The sequence below is a fragment of the Actinomadura sp. 6N118 genome, from assembly GCF_044326415.1.
Classification (GTDB): domain Bacteria; phylum Actinomycetota; class Actinomycetes; order Streptosporangiales; family Streptosporangiaceae; genus Spirillospora.
This window is the reverse complement of sequence record NZ_JBIRAZ010000019.1, coordinates 148,413-166,284: the sequence shown is the minus strand read 5'-3', so window position 1 is coordinate 166,284 and position 17,872 is coordinate 148,413. Positions and strand designations below refer to the sequence as shown.

Below are 17,872 nucleotides of genomic sequence, written 5' to 3'. Positions count from 1 at the left end.
CGTGAAGGCGATCACCAGTTCGGCTCCAGGCGAGACAGCTCCTTGATTGACGAGAGCGTGCGCGAGGGCGTGCGTCGGATGCCCGCCGCGATGTCCGCAGTTCGGTCACAGTCCGGCACCGAGTCGGTACGCATTTCTGCCATTGTGGGGTGATGTTCGATGGATTGCGTCGTCGCAAGGTGGACGGGTTGGAACGGTCGCGGGATGTGGCCGGGCTGGCGGAGTTGCTGCGTCATGACAGGCCCGACATGGTGAGCCGGGCCGCCGAGGCTCTGAGCAGGATCGGTGGTCAGGACGCAGTCGAGGCGCTGCTGGCCGCGCTAGAGAGCTCTCACGCAGGGACCCGCCGCGAGATCGCAGTGAAGCTGGGTGAGATCGGGGACCGGGCCACCGCCGATCGGCTGGCCGTCCTGCTGTACGACGAGGACGGCCGGGTCGGGGAGGCCGCCGCCAGGGCGCTCGGCCGGATCGGCGGTCCGGGGGCCCTCGGCGCGCTCGTCGATGCGCTGGTGGATGGTGACTTCCAGGGAAACCGCGCCGCGCCGCGGGACGCGTTGAGGACGATCATGAGGGGCCACCGCTTCTCAACCGTTCGCCCGAGACAGTTGAGGCATGATCTCGCGGGGGAGGTCCGGCAGCTGGTGTGGGCCGGTGACTTCGACGCCGCGAGGGCCCTGCTCAGACAGATCGCCGATGGCGCCGCTTCGGTCCGGACCGCGTCGGGCCTGCCGTGGGGCGGGGGAAGCTACACCACGGCCACCGCCCAACATGCGGCGGCCACGGTGCAGCGCATGGAGGCGACGGCCTTGCGTTCCATCGCCATGCCTGACGTTCTGCCCTACAGCATGGCCTTCGAGGAGCAAGAACTCATCGGTCAGTTCGCCACTTTGGAAGCGTTTCTGGCCAACCTTCCCGAAGACATGGAAGAGGCCACCTCGCCTCCGCCCGCCAACGAGCCTGGCGAAGGGTGGCTCATCGAGGGGATGATCCGGCTGCTGCATAGCCGCGACGCTGATTGCCGCCGTGATGCGGTCGGCGAGCTGCGCGGCCTTGGCGGTCCCGAAGCGATCGCCGCCCTGCGCGAACGTCTTGGCGAGGAGAACACCGAGCTGCGCCGGGTCATACTCCTCGCCCTGAACGGCATGGACGGGCTGGATTCGGTCGCCGCCCTCGGCGACTGTCTCACCGACCGGCACTGGGCGATTCGGCTGGCCGCTGTCGCCGCCCTGCGCAAGATTGACGGCCCGGAAACGGTCGCCGCGTTGCATGCCAGGTTGGACGATGAGCACCACGAAGTTCGCAAGGCAGCGCTTTCGATCGCGGCCAGGACGGACGGCGAGATCCTCAGGAAGGGAGTGCAGGACCCGCACGAGGAGGTCCGCACCCGCGCCGCGCTGGTGGCCGTGGACCTGGACGATCCGCAGTGGGCCGACGTGCTCGCGCCGCTGCTCACCGAGCCGTCCCGTCTGGCGCGAGCATGGGCCGCGGAAGGGCTTCGCCGGTGGTCATGGGCAGGCGAACCCATCCAACTGGCCATCGCCGCCCGCGAGTGGGACGAGGTGGTCGAGGCCGGGGCCGCGGCGGCGGAGCCGTTGATGCGCATGCTCGAGGAGATCTACCTCGACAACGAACCGGACAAGGAAGACGCCATGCATGCCCTCGAACGACTCGTAACCGCGCACGGCCGCGAGATACCCGACGAGGTGCTGCGCGCGGGAGCGGACTTCGACAACTTCGCGGGCCCCTGGAAGAGCATGCCGGATGGCGAGGACTACGCGCCCATCATCGATGCGTCCGGCCTACGGCAAGCCTGCCGGGAGGCCCTCCAGCATCAGTGACACGGAATGCCATGGAACCAAGAAAGCAGTCCAGACACCGCAGCAGCAGGTCACCGCTTGACGACAGCGCTGGCCGCCGGAGCCATCGCACGTTCAGCTGAGGCCGGTCCCGCAGTCGGCGCGGATCCGGGTGCTCACCGCATAGGCGTCCCCGATCGGTGCCGAGTCGCTTTCCAGATGCACGCTCAGCCGGTAGTTGTAACTGCCAACGCGCCCCTTGGGGCAGACCTCGGTCACCTTGCCGCCGCCTTGGTCCTGACCCCTCGTCCAGGCGGTCTTTCCCACCCCGCCATACGAGCGCCAATTAGACCAGCTGTCGCGCTGAATCACATACCGCTGCCGCATGCGCCCAGGGCGTCCCGAGCACTGGGTCCTGAACCCGGCGCTCTTAACCTGAGCCCGCGGCTCCGCGCCGCCGACCACGATCTCGCCCGACACCGCGAGCTTCTCGACCGTCGTCGTGCACCACCAGCCGCGCACCTTGATGATCCGCACGGTGTCGCACTCGTACGGACGGAACGGCGCACGATGGTCGACCACGCGTTCGGCGTCCGGATGCTTGGGCGCCGCGTCCACATCGCCGACCGTCATCCGCACCGACCCGTCGCTCATCTCTTCCGCGCGCCACGTCACCCGCGTCGCGGTGGGCGTGGGCTTCGGGGATGCCGTGCTGGTCCGTTCGGCGCAGGGTTTCGGCGACGCAGGCAATGCCGCGTCACGTGGGCCCGGCGACCCGCATGCGGTCATGGCCAGCATGCCGGGCAACATAACGACTGGCCAGCGCATACGCCGCTCCATGATGAGACGGAATCTGATCACGGCTCAGACGACCAGTCGCCGTCAGCGGTTCCCGCGTGATCGCCATCGGCTGCAGACTGCACGCTGCGGACCTGCAGATCTTCGGCATCCATGCGCCGGCCGCGCAATGGCCTCCGCGCCCTGGTCGTCGAGCGGTGGCGCTTGCCCGCCAGGTCGTCACAACGAGGGGTTGTCCGACGGTGGGGCGCCTGCCTTAGCGCGGATCATTTGTCGTGGGGCGAGGCGCTTGCCGTGGCGCGGATCAGGGGCAGGAACACATCGTCCACGATCTCGACGAGGGTGGCCTCGGCCAGGGGATGGCGGGTGAGCAGCATCTCGTGGCGGAGGAGATCGGCTGGCAAGGTGACGACGCGGGGACTCAGGTCGGTGAACGTGAGTTCGCCGCGTTCGGCGGCTCGCTTGAGCACGGTGCCCATCACGTCGTTCATGATTGCGAAGAACCGCGGGTCCAAGTCAGGCGCGTCTGCCAAAAGGCCATGGATGACGTCGGCGCCGATGTCGCGGTGACGCTGTGCCATCTGCCGGAGCACGGCAAGTACGTCGCCGCGCAGGTCACCGGTGTCGGGGATCCGGTCGGCGATGGATCCGGTGCGATGCCGCAGAGCGGCGATGACGAGTTCGGCCCGGTTGCGCCAGCGCCGGTAGAGAACCTGCTTGCCCGTACGAGCACGGGCCGCGGCTCCTTCCATGGTCAGGCGGGAGTACCCGACGGCGGCCAGCTCTTCCCAGGCGGCCTCCAGGATCGTGGCCTCCAGCGCCGTGCCGCGACGGCGCGTGCCGGCCTGGCGTTCACCGCTCTGGCGTTCACCGGCCCGGCGTTCACCGCTCTGCCGTGCCTCCGGCACCGTGACCTCCTTTAGAGACCTTGCGTCTCTTGTTGGGCGAGCATACCGTGAGAATTAGAGACGAAGCGTCTCTTGTTGAAACGTCGCCAAGCGGAGGTGGCCATGGCCATGGGCAGAACGAGTCGCGTGGAGCGGCTGGATCCGGCGGTGCTCAAGCTCGCCGGGATCCTCGTCCTCGGCGCGATGGCGCCGCTGCTGGACGGCACGATCGTGAACGTCGCCCTCCATACGCTGGGCCGCGAGCTGAAGGCGCCGGTGTCGACCGTTCAGTGGGTGACCACCGGCTATCTGCTGGCCGTGGCGATGGCGATACCGATCACCGGGTGGGCGGCCGAGCGTTTCGGCGCCAAGCGGATATGGCTGTTCTCGCTGGTCATCTTCCTGGCGGGCTCCATGCTCTGCGGCGTCGCCTGGAACGTCGGCTCGCTGATCGTCTTCCGGGTGGTGCAGGGCACCGGCGGCGGGCTGATGTTGCCGGTCTTGCAGACGCTTCTGCTGCGGGCCTCCGGCGGCCGCAACATCGGGCGGCTGATGGCCGTGGTCACCCTGCCCGCTCTGTTGGGACCGATTCTCGGCCCGGTCATCGGCGGCCTGATCGTGGGTCACCTCAGCTGGCGATGGATCTTCTTCGTCAACGTCCCCCTGTGCGTGCTCGCGATACTGCTGGCCTACCGCGGGCTGCCGGCAGACTCTCCGCAGGATGGTGACCGGCTGGACTGGGCGGGATTGCTACTGCTCTCGCCAGGGCTCGCCGCTCTCATCTACGGGCTGGCCGAGGTCGGCGACCAGGGTGCGTTCGACCATGCCGAGGTGGTCGTCCCGCTGATGGCCGGGACGTTGCTGCTCGCCGGGTTCGTCCTTCACGCGCTGCGCATCGCGCATCCACTGATCGAGCTGAGGTTGCTCGGCGAGCGTTCGTTCGCCGCGTCCTCGGCTTTGTTGTTCTTGTCCGGGCTCGCGCTGTACGGGTCCATGCTCCTGCTGCCGCTGTACTACCAGCAGCTACGCGGCCAAAGCGTGATCGCCGCCGGCCTGCTGATGGCCCCTCAGGGACTCGGCAGCCTCCTCGCGCGAGGAGCGGGCGGCCTCGCGGACCGCATCGGGCCTCGGCCGGTCATCCTGGCCGGCGTCACGCTCACCGCGCTGGGCACCGTGCCCTTCGCCCTGGCAGGCCGGCACGCCGGCGGCCTGGTCCTGGCGGCCGCGCTCGTCGCGCGGGGTGCCGGGCTGAGCGCGGTCAACATGGCCGTCATGGTCGGCGCCTTCAACCGCCTGGCTCCCGAGCAGATCCCGCATGCCAGCAGCATGACCCGGATCATGCAGCAGGTCGGCGGGTCCTTCGGCGCGGCCGTTCTCGCCGTCGTCCTGCAACGGCAACTCACCGACCACCCGGGCGTGGCCGGGCAGGCGACCGCGTTCGGTCACACGTTCGCCTGGAGCGTGGCGTTCACGCTCCTCGCCGTCGTCCCAGCCCTTCTGCTGCCTAAAGTCCGGTGTCGGCGCGGTGAGCAGACGAAGCCAACAACGCAGACGACGAATCCTTGACTCCGGCGTGCGGCGTGCGGCCTAACCGAACCGTTCCGTCTCGCGAGGGGCCTATGCTCGACTCATGTCCAACGACAGGACGCCGGATGGCTCCCGGCGTAGCGAGCGGTCCCGGCAGGCCATCCTTGAGGCCACCCGAGCACTGATCTCCGAGGTGGGGTACCGGAAGGTCTCGATCGAAGCCATCGCCGCCCGAGCCGGTGTCGGCAAGCAGACGATCTACCGGTGGTGGCCGTCCAAGGGTGCCGTGATCTTCGATTCCTTCCTGGCGCTCAGCGAGAACACCGGGGGAGAGGGCATCACGCTGCCGGACACCGGTGACATCGAGGCCGACCTCAAGCTCGTCATGCGCGCGACGGCCGCCGAGTTCGCCGACCCGGGCTTCGAGAAGCCGATCCGGGCGCTCAACGCCGAGATCGTCAACGATCCCGACCTCGCCGCCCAATACCGCGAGAAGCTGGCCCGGCCCGTGGACGACGCCAAGAAGGCTCGCCTGCGAAGCGCACAGCAGGCAGGCCAGCTCGCCGCGGACGCCGACCTCGACCTGGTCCTCGAAGTGCTCTACGCCCCGCTCTTCCAGCGATGGTTGCACCGCACAGGCCCGCTCACCGCCGAGTACGCCGACTCCCTCGTCGACATCACCCTCAAAGCCTTCTCGCCATAGAGGTTGTATAGATGTGGGGACACAAAAGGGAGGGATATGTCAGCGGGACATCCTACGTTGGAGCAGGTCGCCGCTCGGGCGAAGGTGAGCCGCGGCACCGTATCGCGGGTGGTCAACGGCTCGGCCGCCGTCAGCGCTCAGGCCCGGGAGGCGGTGCTCCGGGCGATCGACGAGCTCGGCTATGTGCCCAACCACGCCGCTCGTACGCTGGCCGCCCGGCGCACAGGTGTGGTCGCCCTGGTGCTGTCGGAGGAACGCGGACGCCCGTTCGAGCAGCCCTACTTCGGGGAGATCCTGCGCGGCATCAGCTCCGCCACCGGCGCGGCCGAGATGAAGCTGATGCTGACCTTCACGCACTCGCCCGCTGACCGCGCACGCCTGGCGGATGACCTGCGTACACAGCGCGTGGACGGCGTCATGGTGATCTCGCTCCTCCGGCAGGACCCGCTTCCCGGCCTCCTGGCGAGCGGCGGCATTCCGACCATCCTGGGCGGCCGCCCATTTGATCCCGCCACGGTGCAGGGACGCTACGTTGACGCCGACAACAAGGGCGGCGCCCGGCAGGCCACCGAGTACTTGATCGAGCAGGATCGCCAGCGCATCACCACCATCGCCGGGCCACCGGACACCGCAGTGGGCATCGACCGGCTCACCGGATACCGGCAAGCCCTCTCCGGCGGCCGGGAACGGGTGGCCTACGGCGACTTCAGCGAGACCAGCGGCGCCGCGGCCATGCAAGAACTACTCGAACGCGAACCGTTGCTGGACGCCGTGTTCGCCGCCTCCGACAACATGGCCGCCGGCGCGCTTCGCGTACTCGAGCGGCAAGGACGACGCGTCCCCGACGACGTCGCCGTCATCGGTTTCGAGGACTCGGCCATCGCCCCGCGGACGGAACCGGCGCTCACCACCGTCCACCAGCCCACCGAAAGGATGGGGCAGCGGATGGTCGAGATGCTGCTCACCCAGATCCGCGACACATCGCCGACTGGGAGACCGGTCATCTGCGACACCAGCCTGGTCATCCGCGCATCAGCCTGATGCCGCCGGCCGTTCAAAAAAATCGTGCCGAAAAGGCGGGAAAGTAAAAGCCAGTTGCGGTTGATACCCATGTGACCGCCATCCGCGCCATGGAAAGGCACCACATGACAGGGGATCCCCCGCCCCGCTTGGACGAGCGTTTCGACGAGGTCTTCGACGCCTACTTCGCCGAGATCCGTCGATACGCGGCCAAGCGGCTCGGCCCGGACGCCGCCGCCGACGTCGCGGCGCAGACGTTCCTGGAGGCATTCCGGCAACGTCGGCGCTACGACCCGAAACGCGGGAGCGTCCGTACCTGGCTGTACGGCATCGCGACCAAGGTCGTCGGCAGGCACCAGCGGGCCGAGATCCGGGCCTTGCGAGCCAGCGCTCGCCTTGGCCCGGGCCGCCACACCGAGGAGTACGCCGAACGGGTCGACTCGCGGGTCAGTGCCCAGGGTCTGCGAGGCGAACTCGCCGGGGCCATCGCGGCGCTGCCGCGCGGCCAGCGCGACGTGCTGCTGCTCGTGGCCCTGGCCGACCTCAGCCACGACGAGGTCGCGGCGGCGCTGGGGATCTCCTATGGCACGGTCGGATCCCGGCTGAACCGTGCCCGAACCAAGCTGCGCAAGGCGCTGGGCGGGACCAATCCGATGCGCACTTTGGAGGAACAACATGGATGAGGTCCGGATGGTCCGCGAGAGCTACGCCGAGCCTCCCCGTCCCAGCCCCCAGCAACTGGCCCAGGAGATCGCCCAGGTGAAGGCGATGCTGAACGAGCCGCGGCGCCGTACGCTGCCCCGGCTCCGGTGGGGACTGGGCGGCGGCCTGATCGCGGTGGGTGCGGCGTTGACCGTGGCGATCACGCTCGTCGGAGGAGGAGGCGGTGAGAACACCACGGTCACGCCGCCCGGCCAGGTGAACCTGGACGCCAAGGGGGCGGTCCTCGCGGCGGCGCAGAAGGCCGAGCAGCAGCCGAGCGGCAACTACTGGTACACCAACGTGATCCAGGGCCAGGCCTACATCATGCGTCCGAAGACCGGGACCTACGCGATCGACGGTGCGCTCACCGAGACGTTCAACTGGTCCGGCGCGAAGACCGGCATGGGCGAGGGGTACGCCGGCCGCGACCTCCCCGCCCACCTGAAAACCGCACAGGACAAGGCACTGTGGCGCAAGGCCGGATCACCGTCGACCTTCCCCGTCTGGTCCGGCGACAAAGCCCTCACCTTCTCCAGCAAGCCGGTGAAGTGGCAGCTGGACGGCCCGGAAAAGGGCACGTACCCCCGTGGTGGCGGGAAGTTCCTGGACGGGAACAAGTCCGTCGAGGACCTGCAGAACCTGCCGACCGACCCGGCCAAACTCGCCAAGATGTTCCTGGGCCCAGGCGGGATGGCCGGATCGGGAGCCCCCGCGGGGAAGGCGGCGAAGGCGCAGCGCGCGGCGGGGATGCGCGGCGCTGCCAACGCCAGGACCCAGATCTCGATGGTGTCGTCGGTCCTGGGGTCGAATCCGGTCCCGCCGAAGGTCCGGGCGGGCCTGATGCGGGCGCTGGCCAACCAGCCCGGCGTCCACGCGATCGGCCGCGCCACCGACCCGCTGGGCCGCGAGGGCGTCGCACTGGCCTCCGACGACTTCGCCACGACGACCACGGGTGAGTACGGCGGACCGAAGGCCGAGCGAGGGACCTACCGCTCCCGCGAAGTGATCATCTTCGATGAGGGCACCGGCGAGCTGCTGTCCCGGCAGGACGTGCTGACCAGCCCCGGCGGCAAGTACTCGGAGATGAAGCCGGGCTTCATCATCGAGTACTCGACCGTCCGCTCGGCGAAGTGGACCGACACCAAGCCGACGCCTCCCGCCGATCTCCCGTTCGACTGACCCTCCGACGGCACCTCCAGACGGCCTCCACGCCGTCCCGCGCCTCGCCGCTCGCGCTCGCCCAATTTTCAAGGGCGCGAACGGCGAGGCGCACCCATTTCAACGCCCAATCACCAGCAAGAAGGCGCGCGGGTCACCCCCATTGGCCGGGCTGGTAGTCGCCGGCGGGCTGCTGGGTGATGACGTTCATGCGGTTCCAGGTGTTGATGAGGGCGATGAAGGACACCAGGGCGGCGAGCTGGTCCTCGTCGTAGTGCTTGGCTGCGTTGGCCCAGACTTCGTCGCTGACGCCACCGGCGGCGTCGGCGATGCGGGTGCCCTGTTCGGTCAGTTCGAGGGCGGCCCGCTCGGCGTCGGTGAAGACCGTGGCCTCCCGCCAGGTCGCGACCAGGTTGAGGCGCACCGGGGTCTCCCCGGCGTGCGTCGCGTCCTTGGTGTGCATATCGGTGCAGAAGCCGCAGCCGTTGATCTGGCTGGCGCGGATCTCCACCAGGTGCTGCGTCGCGGTCGGCAGCGTTGAGTCCGTCACGACCTTGGCCGCCGACTGGAGGTACTTCATGTACTTGGCCGTAATCGGGTTGCCGTAGTAGTTGAATCGGGCGTCCATAGTGATCTCCTTGCCGTGTTGGTCTACAACCCATCGACGGAACAGCCCGAGCCGATGTGACATCCAGACGGACGTGATGTGCTTCACTCTGCCGCGATCGGGCGGGGGATCGAGAGACTCCGCGGGGATCGAGAGACTCCTGGGTCGACTATGTACATCGGCTGTACAATCCGAATATGGAAGAGCCCATGTACCGGGAGCTGCCGCTCACCGAGGTCCGCAAGGTGCTCGGAGATGCGTTCGATCAGGCGAACCAGGCCGGGGAACCCATCGTCATCACCAAGAACGGCCATGCCGTGGGCGTCCTGGGGCCGATGTCGGTGTTGCGTCCCGAAGCGCTGCCCGCGGCCTATTTCAACGCCGAGACCAGGGCGCGCGGCGCGGCCGAGGTCGACCGGTACATGAGCGAGAACTTCGACCCAGATCAGATCGCCGACGCCAAGGCGTGGGCGGCCGGTTCTGACGGCTCTGGCAAGAGCGGCAGCGGGCAGGGCACCGCCGCATGAGCTGTGTGGTCGACCACACCCTCCTGTCCGACCACGCCAGCGGAGGCGCCTACCTGAGCGCCGCGATCGCCCGCTGCCTGGAACTACGCCACATGCTGGTCGTGCCCGTGCCGTCAGTGCTCGCCGCCGCGACGGCGCACCCCCGGGCCTCTGAACGTCTCGCGTGGCTCCTCCACGACGACCTGCAGGCCGTCATCAAGATCCAGGAGATCACCGGCGCAGATGCGATCACCATCGCCTCCACCGTCGGCCACCAGCCCACACCGGACCCGGCGGAGTACGCGCTCCAGGCATCGGTCGTCTGGGCGGCGCGCAACCTACAACTTCCCGTGCTGACCTTCCACGAGAAGGTGTACGAGCCGTACGGAGTGGCGACGCACCGGACGCCCTAGGCCCGGGGGAGTTGGCTTCGGTCCTTCCAGGGCTTCGGTTTTCCAGGGCGTCGGAATTGTCCTGAATTCGCGGGTGCGGGTCACCCTAGAAGTGCTGTTGCTTCAGGTCAGGCGACGCGCCGAGGCAAGGTGACGCTGGCGAATAATTTACCAACGACGCACCTATGGTTGATCTTGACGGAGAGCCACACCGGCAAGACCAGAGGCATGAAAGCTCGTGTCATGTTCTGTGTGACTTCCGTGGTGTTGGGCGCCTCCATGCTGACCGCATGCACGGACGACAATAAGAAGCTTGCGGCGGACGCGAAGTTGGCGCAGCAGGCAAAGGCCTCCAAGGCCGCGGCACACGCCAAGATCTCCAACGCCGCCGCAGCCAAGGCGAACGAGGTCGGGGACATCCCGGTGCTGATGTACCACCGGATCGTCGCGAAACCATCAGTGGCGGACGACCGCACCCCGGCACAGTTCCGCGCAGAACTGGAACGGCTGGCCACGGAGGGGTACGTACCGGTGACCGCCGCCGAGTACGTGACGGGACGGATCAACATCCCGGCCGGGCGGCATCCCGTGGTGATCACCCTGGACGACTCCTCGCCCTCGCAGCTCACCTTCACCGCGAACGGCGAGCCGACCCCCGACAGCGCAGCAGGCATCATCCGCGACGTCGGCGCGCGGTACCCGGGCTTCCGGCCGGTGGCGACCTTCTATGTCATCCGGGACCTGTTTCAGCTTCATGAGAGCTCCCAACAACGCCAAGCGCTGGCATGGCTGGCGACCAACGGATTCGAGATCGGCAATCACACCAAGGACCACCTGGACCTGAGCGGCAAGAGCCAGGAGCAGGTGACCCAGCAGATCGCTGCGGGGCACGCCCTCATCACGGGGCTGGGCGGCCCGGCACCGATAACGCTTGCCCTGCCGTACGGCAACACGCCCCGGAAGCCGCAGTGGGCCGCAACCGGCCGCGCGGGTTCCACCTCGTACTCCAACAAAGGGGTCTTCCGCGCGGGATACACTCCGGCGGCCTCGCCGTTCGCCGCTCGTTTCGATCCGCTGGCCATCCCGCGCATCAGGGCCGGCAACTCGGGTGGCAATTGCGAACAGTTCTGCTCCCAGGGCTGGCTCGACTCGCTCAAGCAGAACCCAGCCGACCGTTACACCTCCGATGGCGCGCCCGACACCATCGCCGTTCCGGCCCATAAGACCGAAGAGGTCAACAAGAAGCTCCGCGCCAAAGTGCTGGCCTACAAAGCAACCTGAGCCACCCTCGAACGCTCCGGTGCCTGAGCCTTTTACGGCGTTCGCCGGAACGGCCGACAGCGCCGCCCGTGACCGGGATCTCGGCTCACGGGCGGCCAGGCGTGTGCGTCAACGTCCCCTTGCACGGCAGTTCCCGTCGCCGCAGCCATGGCTGCCATCTGGGATTCTTAGATCCATATCTTGGGCTCTGGTTGAGATGCCCTTGTCGGCGAAGCGGACACAAGACGACATAGAGGCCCTGGCGGTTACACGGCAACCAGTCGCCTGGGCCCATCGCGCGCTAGGGAACACGCGCGGGAGTCGGTCCGGTCCTGTCGTCTAACACGGATCCGGCCACGGCAAGGCCCCGGCAGTTCACAACCCTGAACTGCCGGGGCCCTGTCCGCAGACGCAAACGGCGGCAGTATCAGTCTGTCGCTATTCGGTATGTGCCGGCGACGTTGGTCTTGGCCTTCATGCGGGTCCTCCAGCGGTGGAAACGGGTTCGGAGACCGCGGTGTCGTTGGCGACTTCCGCAGGGCGGGTCAGGACGAACAGCGCTACGGCAAGGCCCAGCGCCGCGAAGACGGCCGCTAGCGCGAACGCGGCGCGCAGTCCGTCGTTGAGGGCGGCGATCGAATCGGCGGGTTCACCGGCCACCGCGATCGCCACCGAGGTGACCGTGGCGATGCCGAGTGCGCTGCCGATGTTGAACAGGGTGTCGACCAGGCCCGCGGCCAGACCGGATTCCTCCTCGGGGACGCCGGTGAGCGCGGCGATCTGAGCGGCGACGAAGACAGCTCCCATGCCCGGCCCGAAGAGCAGCAGACCCCACACCATGTCGCCGAACGACCCGTTCACCGACACGGGGATCAGGAGCAGGCATCCCGCGCCGATCAGCAGCGTTCCGGCGATGGCGATCGGCCGGATGCCCAGCCTGGTGACGAGCGCCTGTCCGGCGAACGCCCCGACAACCGACATCACGGTCATGACCGCGCTGATGAGACCGAATTGCAGCGCCGAATACCGGAGGACCTGCTGCGCGTACAACGTGAGCGGGAACAGCATGCCGTCGACAGTCAGGCCCACCACCAGCATCAGGAGGTTGCCGCCCACCAGAGTGCGGTTGCGGAAGATCCGCAGTGGCACCAGGGGAGCGGCGGAACGGGATTCGACGAAGACGAACAGCACCAGGACGGCGAGGGCGGCGAGGAGGAGGCCGATGGTCGTGGCACTGGCCCAGCCGGACTCCGGCGCCTGGATGACTGCGTAGGCGATCAGCAGCGGAGCCACGGTGATCGTGATGGCGCCGACCACGTCGAACTTCTTGCCCGCCGCCCGCTCCCGGCTCTCCCGCAGCAGCACCGGGCACAGCGCGAGGATGACCAAGCCGACCGGAACGTTCAGGTAGAAGATCCACTCCCAGCCCAGCCCGTCGGTGATCAGCCCGCCGAGCAGCAGGCCGGCGGTGGCGCCGACCCCGCCCAGGCCGCCCCAGACCCCGAGCGCCTTGTTCCGCTCGGCGCTGTCGGAGAACGTGGCGACGACGATGGACAACGCGGTGGGGGCCATGATCGCCGCCGACAACCCCTGGAGGGACCGGGCCGCGACGAGCACCTCCGCCGACCAGGCGGCACCGCACATGATCGATGATGCGATGAACAGCGCGAGCCCGGCCATGAAGACGCGCCGCCTGCCGAGCAGATCGGCCATGCGGCCGAAGAACAACATCAGGCCGGCGAAGGTCAGCGCGTAGGCGGTCAGCACCCACTGCACTCCGGACACCGTGAAGCCCAGGTCCTGCTGCATGGACGGGATCGCCGTGAGGACGATCGTCGCGTCCAGGATGACCATGAAGAACGCGGTGCCCAGCAACGCCAGGGCCTTCCATCGCCGCGGATCCGGCCCAGGTGGGGCGTTGATCGATTCAGGTTGCACAGTCCCTCCGACTCCCGGAACTAGTCCTTAAAAACACTTTGGTGATAGTAAATTACAACTATGACTCTCAGAATCACAATCTCTTAGGTGTAAACGGGGACAACCCGCCGGTAGAGTGGGCCCTATGGCAGGGAAGCGTTCCTACGTGGACGGCTGCGCGACGGCGCACGCCCTCCAGCTCGTCGGAGACCGATGGGCGCTGCTCGTCGTCCGCGAGCTACTGCTCGGCCCCAAACGATTCACCGACCTGCGCAACGGACTCCCTGGCGCGGCCCCGAACGTCATCTCCCAGCGGCTGCGAGAGCTCGAGGCCGCAGGGGTGGTGCGCAGGCGCACGCTCGGTCCTCCGGCGGCTTCCAAGGTCTACGAACTCACCGATTGGGGCCTGGAGCTGGAACCGGTGGTCATCTCCCTCGGCCGCTGGGGCGGCCGTTCCCCCTCGATGCAGCACGACGCCCCGCTGAGCGTCGACGCACTCGTCCTGGCGCTGCGGGCGCTGTTCAGTCCCGAGGCGGCGCGGGGCCTCACCGGCCGCATCGGCTTGCGCTTCGGGCTCGACGAGTTCGCCGCCTCGGTGTCGGACGGCCGGTTCCACATCGAACGCGGGGACGCGTCCGCAGCCGACGCGACCATCGTCGGCGACTCGGCGACCGTCAACACGATCCTCTGGGGCGAACGCGACCTCGACGAAGCGATAGGGGAGGGCGCGGTGCAGGTGGAGGGGGACATCGCCATGGTCCGCCGCTTCCTGGAACTGTTCCCCTTGCCCACGCCCGCGGCCCCCGCCGGCTGAGTCCCTCGAAGGAGTCCGATCGCATGCTTCTGGACGGGCTCGAGCTGGCCCGCCGCCGCACCGGCGCCGTCGGCCTGGGCAGCGTGCAGCCGGCCCCGTTCGCCGACGCCGCCGAGGTGGTCGGCTGGTTCGGCGGGCTTCAGTCACAGGACTACCACCCGGCGAAGTGGGCGATCGCCCAGCGGCTCGGCCCCGGCGTCACCGACGCAGACCTCGATCGCGCGTTCGACGACGGCGCCATCCTCCGCACGCACGTACTGCGCCCGACGTGGCACTTTGTGACCCCCGCCGACCTGTGCTGGCTGCTGGAGCTGACGGCCCCACGGGTGCACGCGCTCAACGGCTACGCCTACCGGCAGGGCGAGCTCGACGGCCCGCTGCTGCGCCGCACCACTGACCTGATCGCCCATGCCGTCGCCGGCGGGAACCACCTGACCCGCACCGAGATCGCGGCGCTGCTCGCCCACCATGGCATCACCGCGAAGGGATTCCGGCTCGGCTACATCCTCATCCACGCCGAACTGGAGCGGGTGATCTGCAGCGGCCCACTGCGGGGGAAGCAGCACACGTACGCGCTGATCGAGGAGCGGGTCCCGCAGGCGGCGAGCATGGAACGCGAGGCGGCGCTAGCCGAGATCGTCCGCCGGTTCTTCACCAGCCACGGCCCGGCAACGGCGAAGGACCTGTCGTGGTGGTCCAGCCTCACGCGCGACGACATCGCCACCGGGCTGTCACTCGCCGGCGACGCGCTGGAGAGCACCGACGTCGACGGCGTCACCTACTGGTCCGCGCCGGGGAACGCCCCCGCACCGCCCCCGTCCCCATCGGTGCGGCTGCTGCAGGCGTACGACGAGTACATCGTCGGTTACCGGCAGAGCAAACATCTGCTCGACCTCGGTGGCCTGGTGGCAGCGGCACCGGACAAGCTCGCCCTGCCGAACGGCGTCATCGTGGTCGACACGCAGGTGGCCGGCCGCTGGAAGCGCACGGTCCGAGCCGACGCCGTCGTGCTCGAGGCGGCGCTGTTCCGGCCGTTCGACGCCGCCGAGACCGCCGCGCTCCAGGGCGCGGCCGACGAGCTGGGCGCGTTCCTGGGCGCACGCGCCGTCGTCTCAGCAACCCTGCTGTGAGCCCATCCCTGGGCGCACGCGCCGTCGTCTCAGCAACCCTGCTGGGGTGTAGCTCCGGCTCAGTGAGTGTTGATGGACCGGTGACCATGGCCGGTAGGCAGCGAATGGTCAGGTGTGACCGGCCATGATGGCGCTGTTCCAGGGTTGCGACTGCCGCTCGGCCGATAATCCACAGCATCGTTCTGCTGCCGTGAGGCATGATCACAGCGTGGATCTCCCGCTGACAGAGTTCGACGCCGTCGATGACGCGTTGGTGGCCCCGACTCCGCCGAGGTTGAGCGAGCGTTTGCCGGAGCGTGTCGTGTTGTGTTTCTTCCCAGAGGTGGTGGCCGGTCTGCCCGACAGCCACGCTGGGCGGCAGATTGGTGAGTTCTCTGCCGAGATGGGCGGCCACAAGATCTATCAAGTGACGCATGGCGGGACCTCGGTGGCGGTCTTCCATCCCGGTGTGGGCGCGCGCCGTTGGCCGTTCACCACTTCGAGAAGGCGGTTGCCGCCGGCGGTCGCGTTTTCGTCGCATGCGGTGGTGCGGGAGCACTTCAGCCCGATCTTGACATGGGGCATGTCGTTGTCCCGGACGCGGCCGTGCGTGATGAGGGCACGTCCTATCACTACGCACCGCCCGCGCCGACTATTCACGCTGACCCGGCGCTGGTGAAAGCGGCCACCGGCGTCCTTCTCGATCGAGGGGTCCCGTTCACCACCGGCATGACCTGGACCACCGATGCTCCCTTCCGGGAGACCAAAGCCCGGGTTCACGCCCGTCAGCAGCAGGGCTGCGTCACGGTTGAGATGGAGACCGCGGCCTTCCTGGCTGTCGCCCAGTTCCGCGGCGTGAAGTTCTGCCAATACCTGTATGCCGGAGACGACCTCAGCGGGCGCGCATGGCATCACCGCAACTGGACCGCCGCCGAGGCACGCGACGAACTCCTCCAGATCGCCATCGAAACAGCAGCCGGGCTCTGAGTGAGGTCGGCGGCTGTGGCCGTGTGGGCATGCTGGAGCCTCGCGGTGTTCGTCCACCCGGGTGGCCGCCTCGCCTGAGCGGTCCTGCCCGTTAGTTCCTCGGGGCCGGTGGTTGAGGTAGGGCTGTGAGATTGTTCTTGTGTCGATGATGGTCGTGGACGCGGTGGTGCTCTCGATCAAGATGGAACTGCCAATAGTCGTCCAGGTCTCCGTTGCTGATCAGGGCGCGGAGCTTGAGAATTGCCTCGGCTCCGGACAGGCCCCACCTGGCTCCTGTGATTTCGAGGCGGTCGCCGACGATGTGGCGGACCGTGCCTTCGATGACGCCGGTGGCGATCGGCCACCCCGCGGCCAGGGCCTGGTGGTAGCGGAGGTATTCGGCGTGGCCGGTCAGGTAGCCGATCGCTGCCTCGATGGCGTCCCGGCGATGACGGGGCAGCCGGTCGGCCTGGTCGCGCAGCATGATGACGGCCTGGGCGAGGCTGCCCCTCAGCAACGCCAGAGCGTGCGCCGCGACCCAGCCTTCAGCTGCGTCATCGTCGGGGGAATGCACACAGCGGGCCGCCCGCCAGAGGTATTCCAGCACGTGGATCAGGTCGCAGACGATGTGGATGCGGGCATGGCGACGGGCCGCTTCGGCGCGGATCAGCTCGAGTTGGTGACGGTCGCCGTCGACCAGCACCACCCAGGTCCGGGCGTGCATGGGGTCGCGGGCGTGAGCGTGGTCGAATACGCGACCGATGACCGTGTGAGCGGGCTCGGCGACCGATCCGTAGATCCATTTCCCGGTCGCGGCCGGTCCGGCCCGCACCGTGCGGTCGCCGCTGCGCTCCCCGATGCTGATCACGTCGTGTGGGCGTCTGGGGCCGGGGATGGCGTCGTGGACGACCCCAAGAGTGGCCATGCGTTTTCGCCCTGGCTTCTCGCCCGAGGCCAGCCGGGTGCGGAACACACGCCGGTGCCGGGCGGCGGCCTTTCGTGTGGCCGGGCGGAGCGCGTCGGGGCGCATCACGATGCCCTTGCCGTCGAAGCTGAGCACCAGCAGTTCCTCAGCGGTCCGCGGCACCGGCATCTGTGCGGCGTAGAAGGCGTCGACGTCGACGGCGGCGTGCTGCACCAGATGCTCGAGCTGGCGTTTGCCGAGCACCTTGCCGCAACGGGTCTGGATCGCGGCCTTGGCGGTGTCGAACGACCCGCGCACCGCCTCGGTCACGGCCAGGCGGGCCAGCCCGTGCGAGTGCCGTCCGGCCGGCAGCCCCAATGCCGCGTCCGCCGGATAGAGATTGCGCACCTGGGGTGCGCGCCAGGCGCAGCGGGTGACGGTCACCGGCCCCACCGCCGTCGCCAACGCGCGCTGGTGCCCGGTCTCCACCCACCGCCGCACCACGCCGTCGGCCCCCACCACCCCAGAACGGCCGGCTCCGGCCCGGTCTCGTCGGGCCCTGTCGCGGCGGACCTCCAGCACGGCCTGCTGCTCACGCAGCGCCCGCAGGTCCGGATGCGCCTGCAACAGCTGGCGCTGCAGCTCACGCCCTTGCTCGGTGAGCAGGTCCTCGAGCCGGTCGTGTGTCCAGGACGCGGTGACCGGGGCGGTGAGCTGTCCGATCAGACAGTCAAGGGTGTTCTTCGCGGCCGCAAACAAGTCAGCGGTGACGGCTGCGTCGTACGGTGCCATCACAAGGCCCTTCT

General features: G+C 68.4%; 17 protein-coding genes. 12 read left to right on the top strand and 5 right to left on the bottom strand.

Features of this window, described 5'->3' with window-relative positions; all coding sequences use genetic code 11:
• Window positions 1-152: 152 nt before the first annotated feature.
• The gene (locus tag ACH34W_RS39310) at window positions 153-1,838 is read left to right on the top strand and encodes a HEAT repeat domain-containing protein (RefSeq protein WP_395966274.1); all 1,686 of its coding nucleotides are present in this window, start codon (window positions 153-155) and stop codon (window positions 1,836-1,838) included.
• Window positions 1,839-1,931: 93 nt separating this feature from the next.
• On the opposite strand, the gene ACH34W_RS39305 is transcribed toward ACH34W_RS39310, so the two are convergent.
• Window positions 1,932-2,471, bottom strand: a complete 540-nt coding sequence (locus ACH34W_RS39305; RefSeq protein ID WP_395966273.1) for a hypothetical protein — start codon at window positions 2,469-2,471, stop codon at window positions 1,932-1,934.
• 389 nt (window positions 2,472-2,860) lie between these two features.
• Window positions 2,861-3,502, bottom strand: a complete 642-nt coding sequence (locus ACH34W_RS39300; protein ID WP_395966272.1) for a TetR/AcrR family transcriptional regulator — start codon at window positions 3,500-3,502, stop codon at window positions 2,861-2,863.
• Between the two features lie 108 nt (window positions 3,503-3,610).
• Between ACH34W_RS39300 and ACH34W_RS39295 the strand changes: the two genes are divergently transcribed.
• From ACH34W_RS39295 to ACH34W_RS39275, 5 genes are all read left to right on the top strand, one after another.
• Entirely contained in the window at window positions 3,611-5,047 is a 1,437-nt protein-coding gene (locus ACH34W_RS39295) for a DHA2 family efflux MFS transporter permease subunit (protein ID WP_395966271.1), read from the top strand.
• 64 nt (window positions 5,048-5,111) lie between these two features.
• A complete protein-coding gene (locus tag ACH34W_RS39290; RefSeq protein ID WP_395966270.1) occupies window positions 5,112-5,711 on the top strand; it encodes a TetR/AcrR family transcriptional regulator in 600 nt (199 codons plus the stop codon).
• Between the two features lie 36 nt (window positions 5,712-5,747).
• A complete protein-coding gene (locus ACH34W_RS39285) occupies window positions 5,748-6,752 on the top strand; it encodes a LacI family DNA-binding transcriptional regulator (RefSeq protein ID WP_395966269.1) in 1,005 nt (334 codons plus the stop codon).
• Between the two features lie 104 nt (window positions 6,753-6,856).
• A complete protein-coding gene (locus tag ACH34W_RS39280) occupies window positions 6,857-7,414 on the top strand; it encodes an RNA polymerase sigma factor (RefSeq protein ID WP_395966268.1) in 558 nt (185 codons plus the stop codon).
• Window positions 7,407-8,612 (top strand): CU044_5270 family protein, encoded by a 1,206-nt coding sequence (locus ACH34W_RS39275; RefSeq protein WP_395966267.1) that lies wholly within the window; start codon window positions 7,407-7,409, stop codon window positions 8,610-8,612. Before ACH34W_RS39280 ends, ACH34W_RS39275 begins: the two co-directional genes overlap by 8 nt.
• Before the next feature lie 133 nt (window positions 8,613-8,745).
• On the opposite strand, the gene ACH34W_RS39270 is transcribed toward ACH34W_RS39275, so the two are convergent.
• Window positions 8,746-9,219 carry a carboxymuconolactone decarboxylase family protein gene (locus tag ACH34W_RS39270; RefSeq protein ID WP_395966266.1) on the bottom strand — a complete coding sequence of 158 codons (474 nt, stop codon included), beginning with the start codon at window positions 9,217-9,219 and terminating at the stop codon, window positions 8,746-8,748.
• A 176-nt stretch (window positions 9,220-9,395) separates the two neighbouring features.
• Between ACH34W_RS39270 and ACH34W_RS39265 the strand changes: the two genes are divergently transcribed.
• From ACH34W_RS39265 to ACH34W_RS39255, 3 genes are all read left to right on the top strand, one after another.
• Window positions 9,396-9,725 (top strand): type II toxin-antitoxin system Phd/YefM family antitoxin, encoded by a 330-nt coding sequence (locus ACH34W_RS39265; RefSeq protein WP_395966265.1) that lies wholly within the window; start codon window positions 9,396-9,398, stop codon window positions 9,723-9,725.
• Window positions 9,722-10,117, top strand: a complete 396-nt coding sequence (locus ACH34W_RS39260) for a hypothetical protein (RefSeq protein WP_395966264.1) — start codon at window positions 9,722-9,724, stop codon at window positions 10,115-10,117. Before ACH34W_RS39265 ends, ACH34W_RS39260 begins: the two co-directional genes overlap by 4 nt.
• Before the next feature lie 129 nt (window positions 10,118-10,246).
• On the top strand, window positions 10,247-11,377 hold the full coding sequence (locus ACH34W_RS39255; protein ID WP_395966263.1) for a polysaccharide deacetylase family protein: 1,131 nt from the start codon (window positions 10,247-10,249) through the stop codon (window positions 11,375-11,377).
• A 453-nt stretch (window positions 11,378-11,830) separates the two neighbouring features.
• Here the strand turns inward: ACH34W_RS39255 and ACH34W_RS39250 are convergent, their stop codons facing one another.
• Window positions 11,831-13,294, bottom strand: a complete 1,464-nt coding sequence (locus ACH34W_RS39250) for an MFS transporter (protein WP_395966262.1) — start codon at window positions 13,292-13,294, stop codon at window positions 11,831-11,833.
• 124 nt (window positions 13,295-13,418) lie between these two features.
• Here ACH34W_RS39250 and ACH34W_RS39245 point away from each other — a divergent pair, with 124 nt between their 5' ends.
• The 3 genes from ACH34W_RS39245 to ACH34W_RS39235 all read left to right on the top strand — a co-directional run bounded on the left by ACH34W_RS39245 (window position 13,419) and on the right by ACH34W_RS39235 (window position 16,183).
• Window positions 13,419-14,087, top strand: coding sequence for a winged helix-turn-helix transcriptional regulator (locus ACH34W_RS39245; protein ID WP_395966261.1), 669 nt, complete (start codon window positions 13,419-13,421; stop codon window positions 14,085-14,087).
• 23 nt (window positions 14,088-14,110) lie between these two features.
• Window positions 14,111-15,217, top strand: a complete 1,107-nt coding sequence (locus ACH34W_RS39240) for a winged helix DNA-binding domain-containing protein (protein ID WP_395966260.1) — start codon at window positions 14,111-14,113, stop codon at window positions 15,215-15,217.
• A 462-nt stretch (window positions 15,218-15,679) separates the two neighbouring features.
• Window positions 15,680-16,183 carry a nucleoside phosphorylase gene (locus ACH34W_RS39235; protein WP_395966258.1) on the top strand — a complete coding sequence of 168 codons (504 nt, stop codon included), beginning with the start codon at window positions 15,680-15,682 and terminating at the stop codon, window positions 16,181-16,183.
• Between the two features lie 91 nt (window positions 16,184-16,274).
• On the opposite strand, the gene ACH34W_RS39230 is transcribed toward ACH34W_RS39235, so the two are convergent.
• Entirely contained in the window at window positions 16,275-17,858 is a 1,584-nt protein-coding gene (locus ACH34W_RS39230; RefSeq protein ID WP_395966257.1) for an ISKra4 family transposase, read from the bottom strand.
• Between the last annotated feature and the right edge of the window lie 14 nt (window positions 17,859-17,872).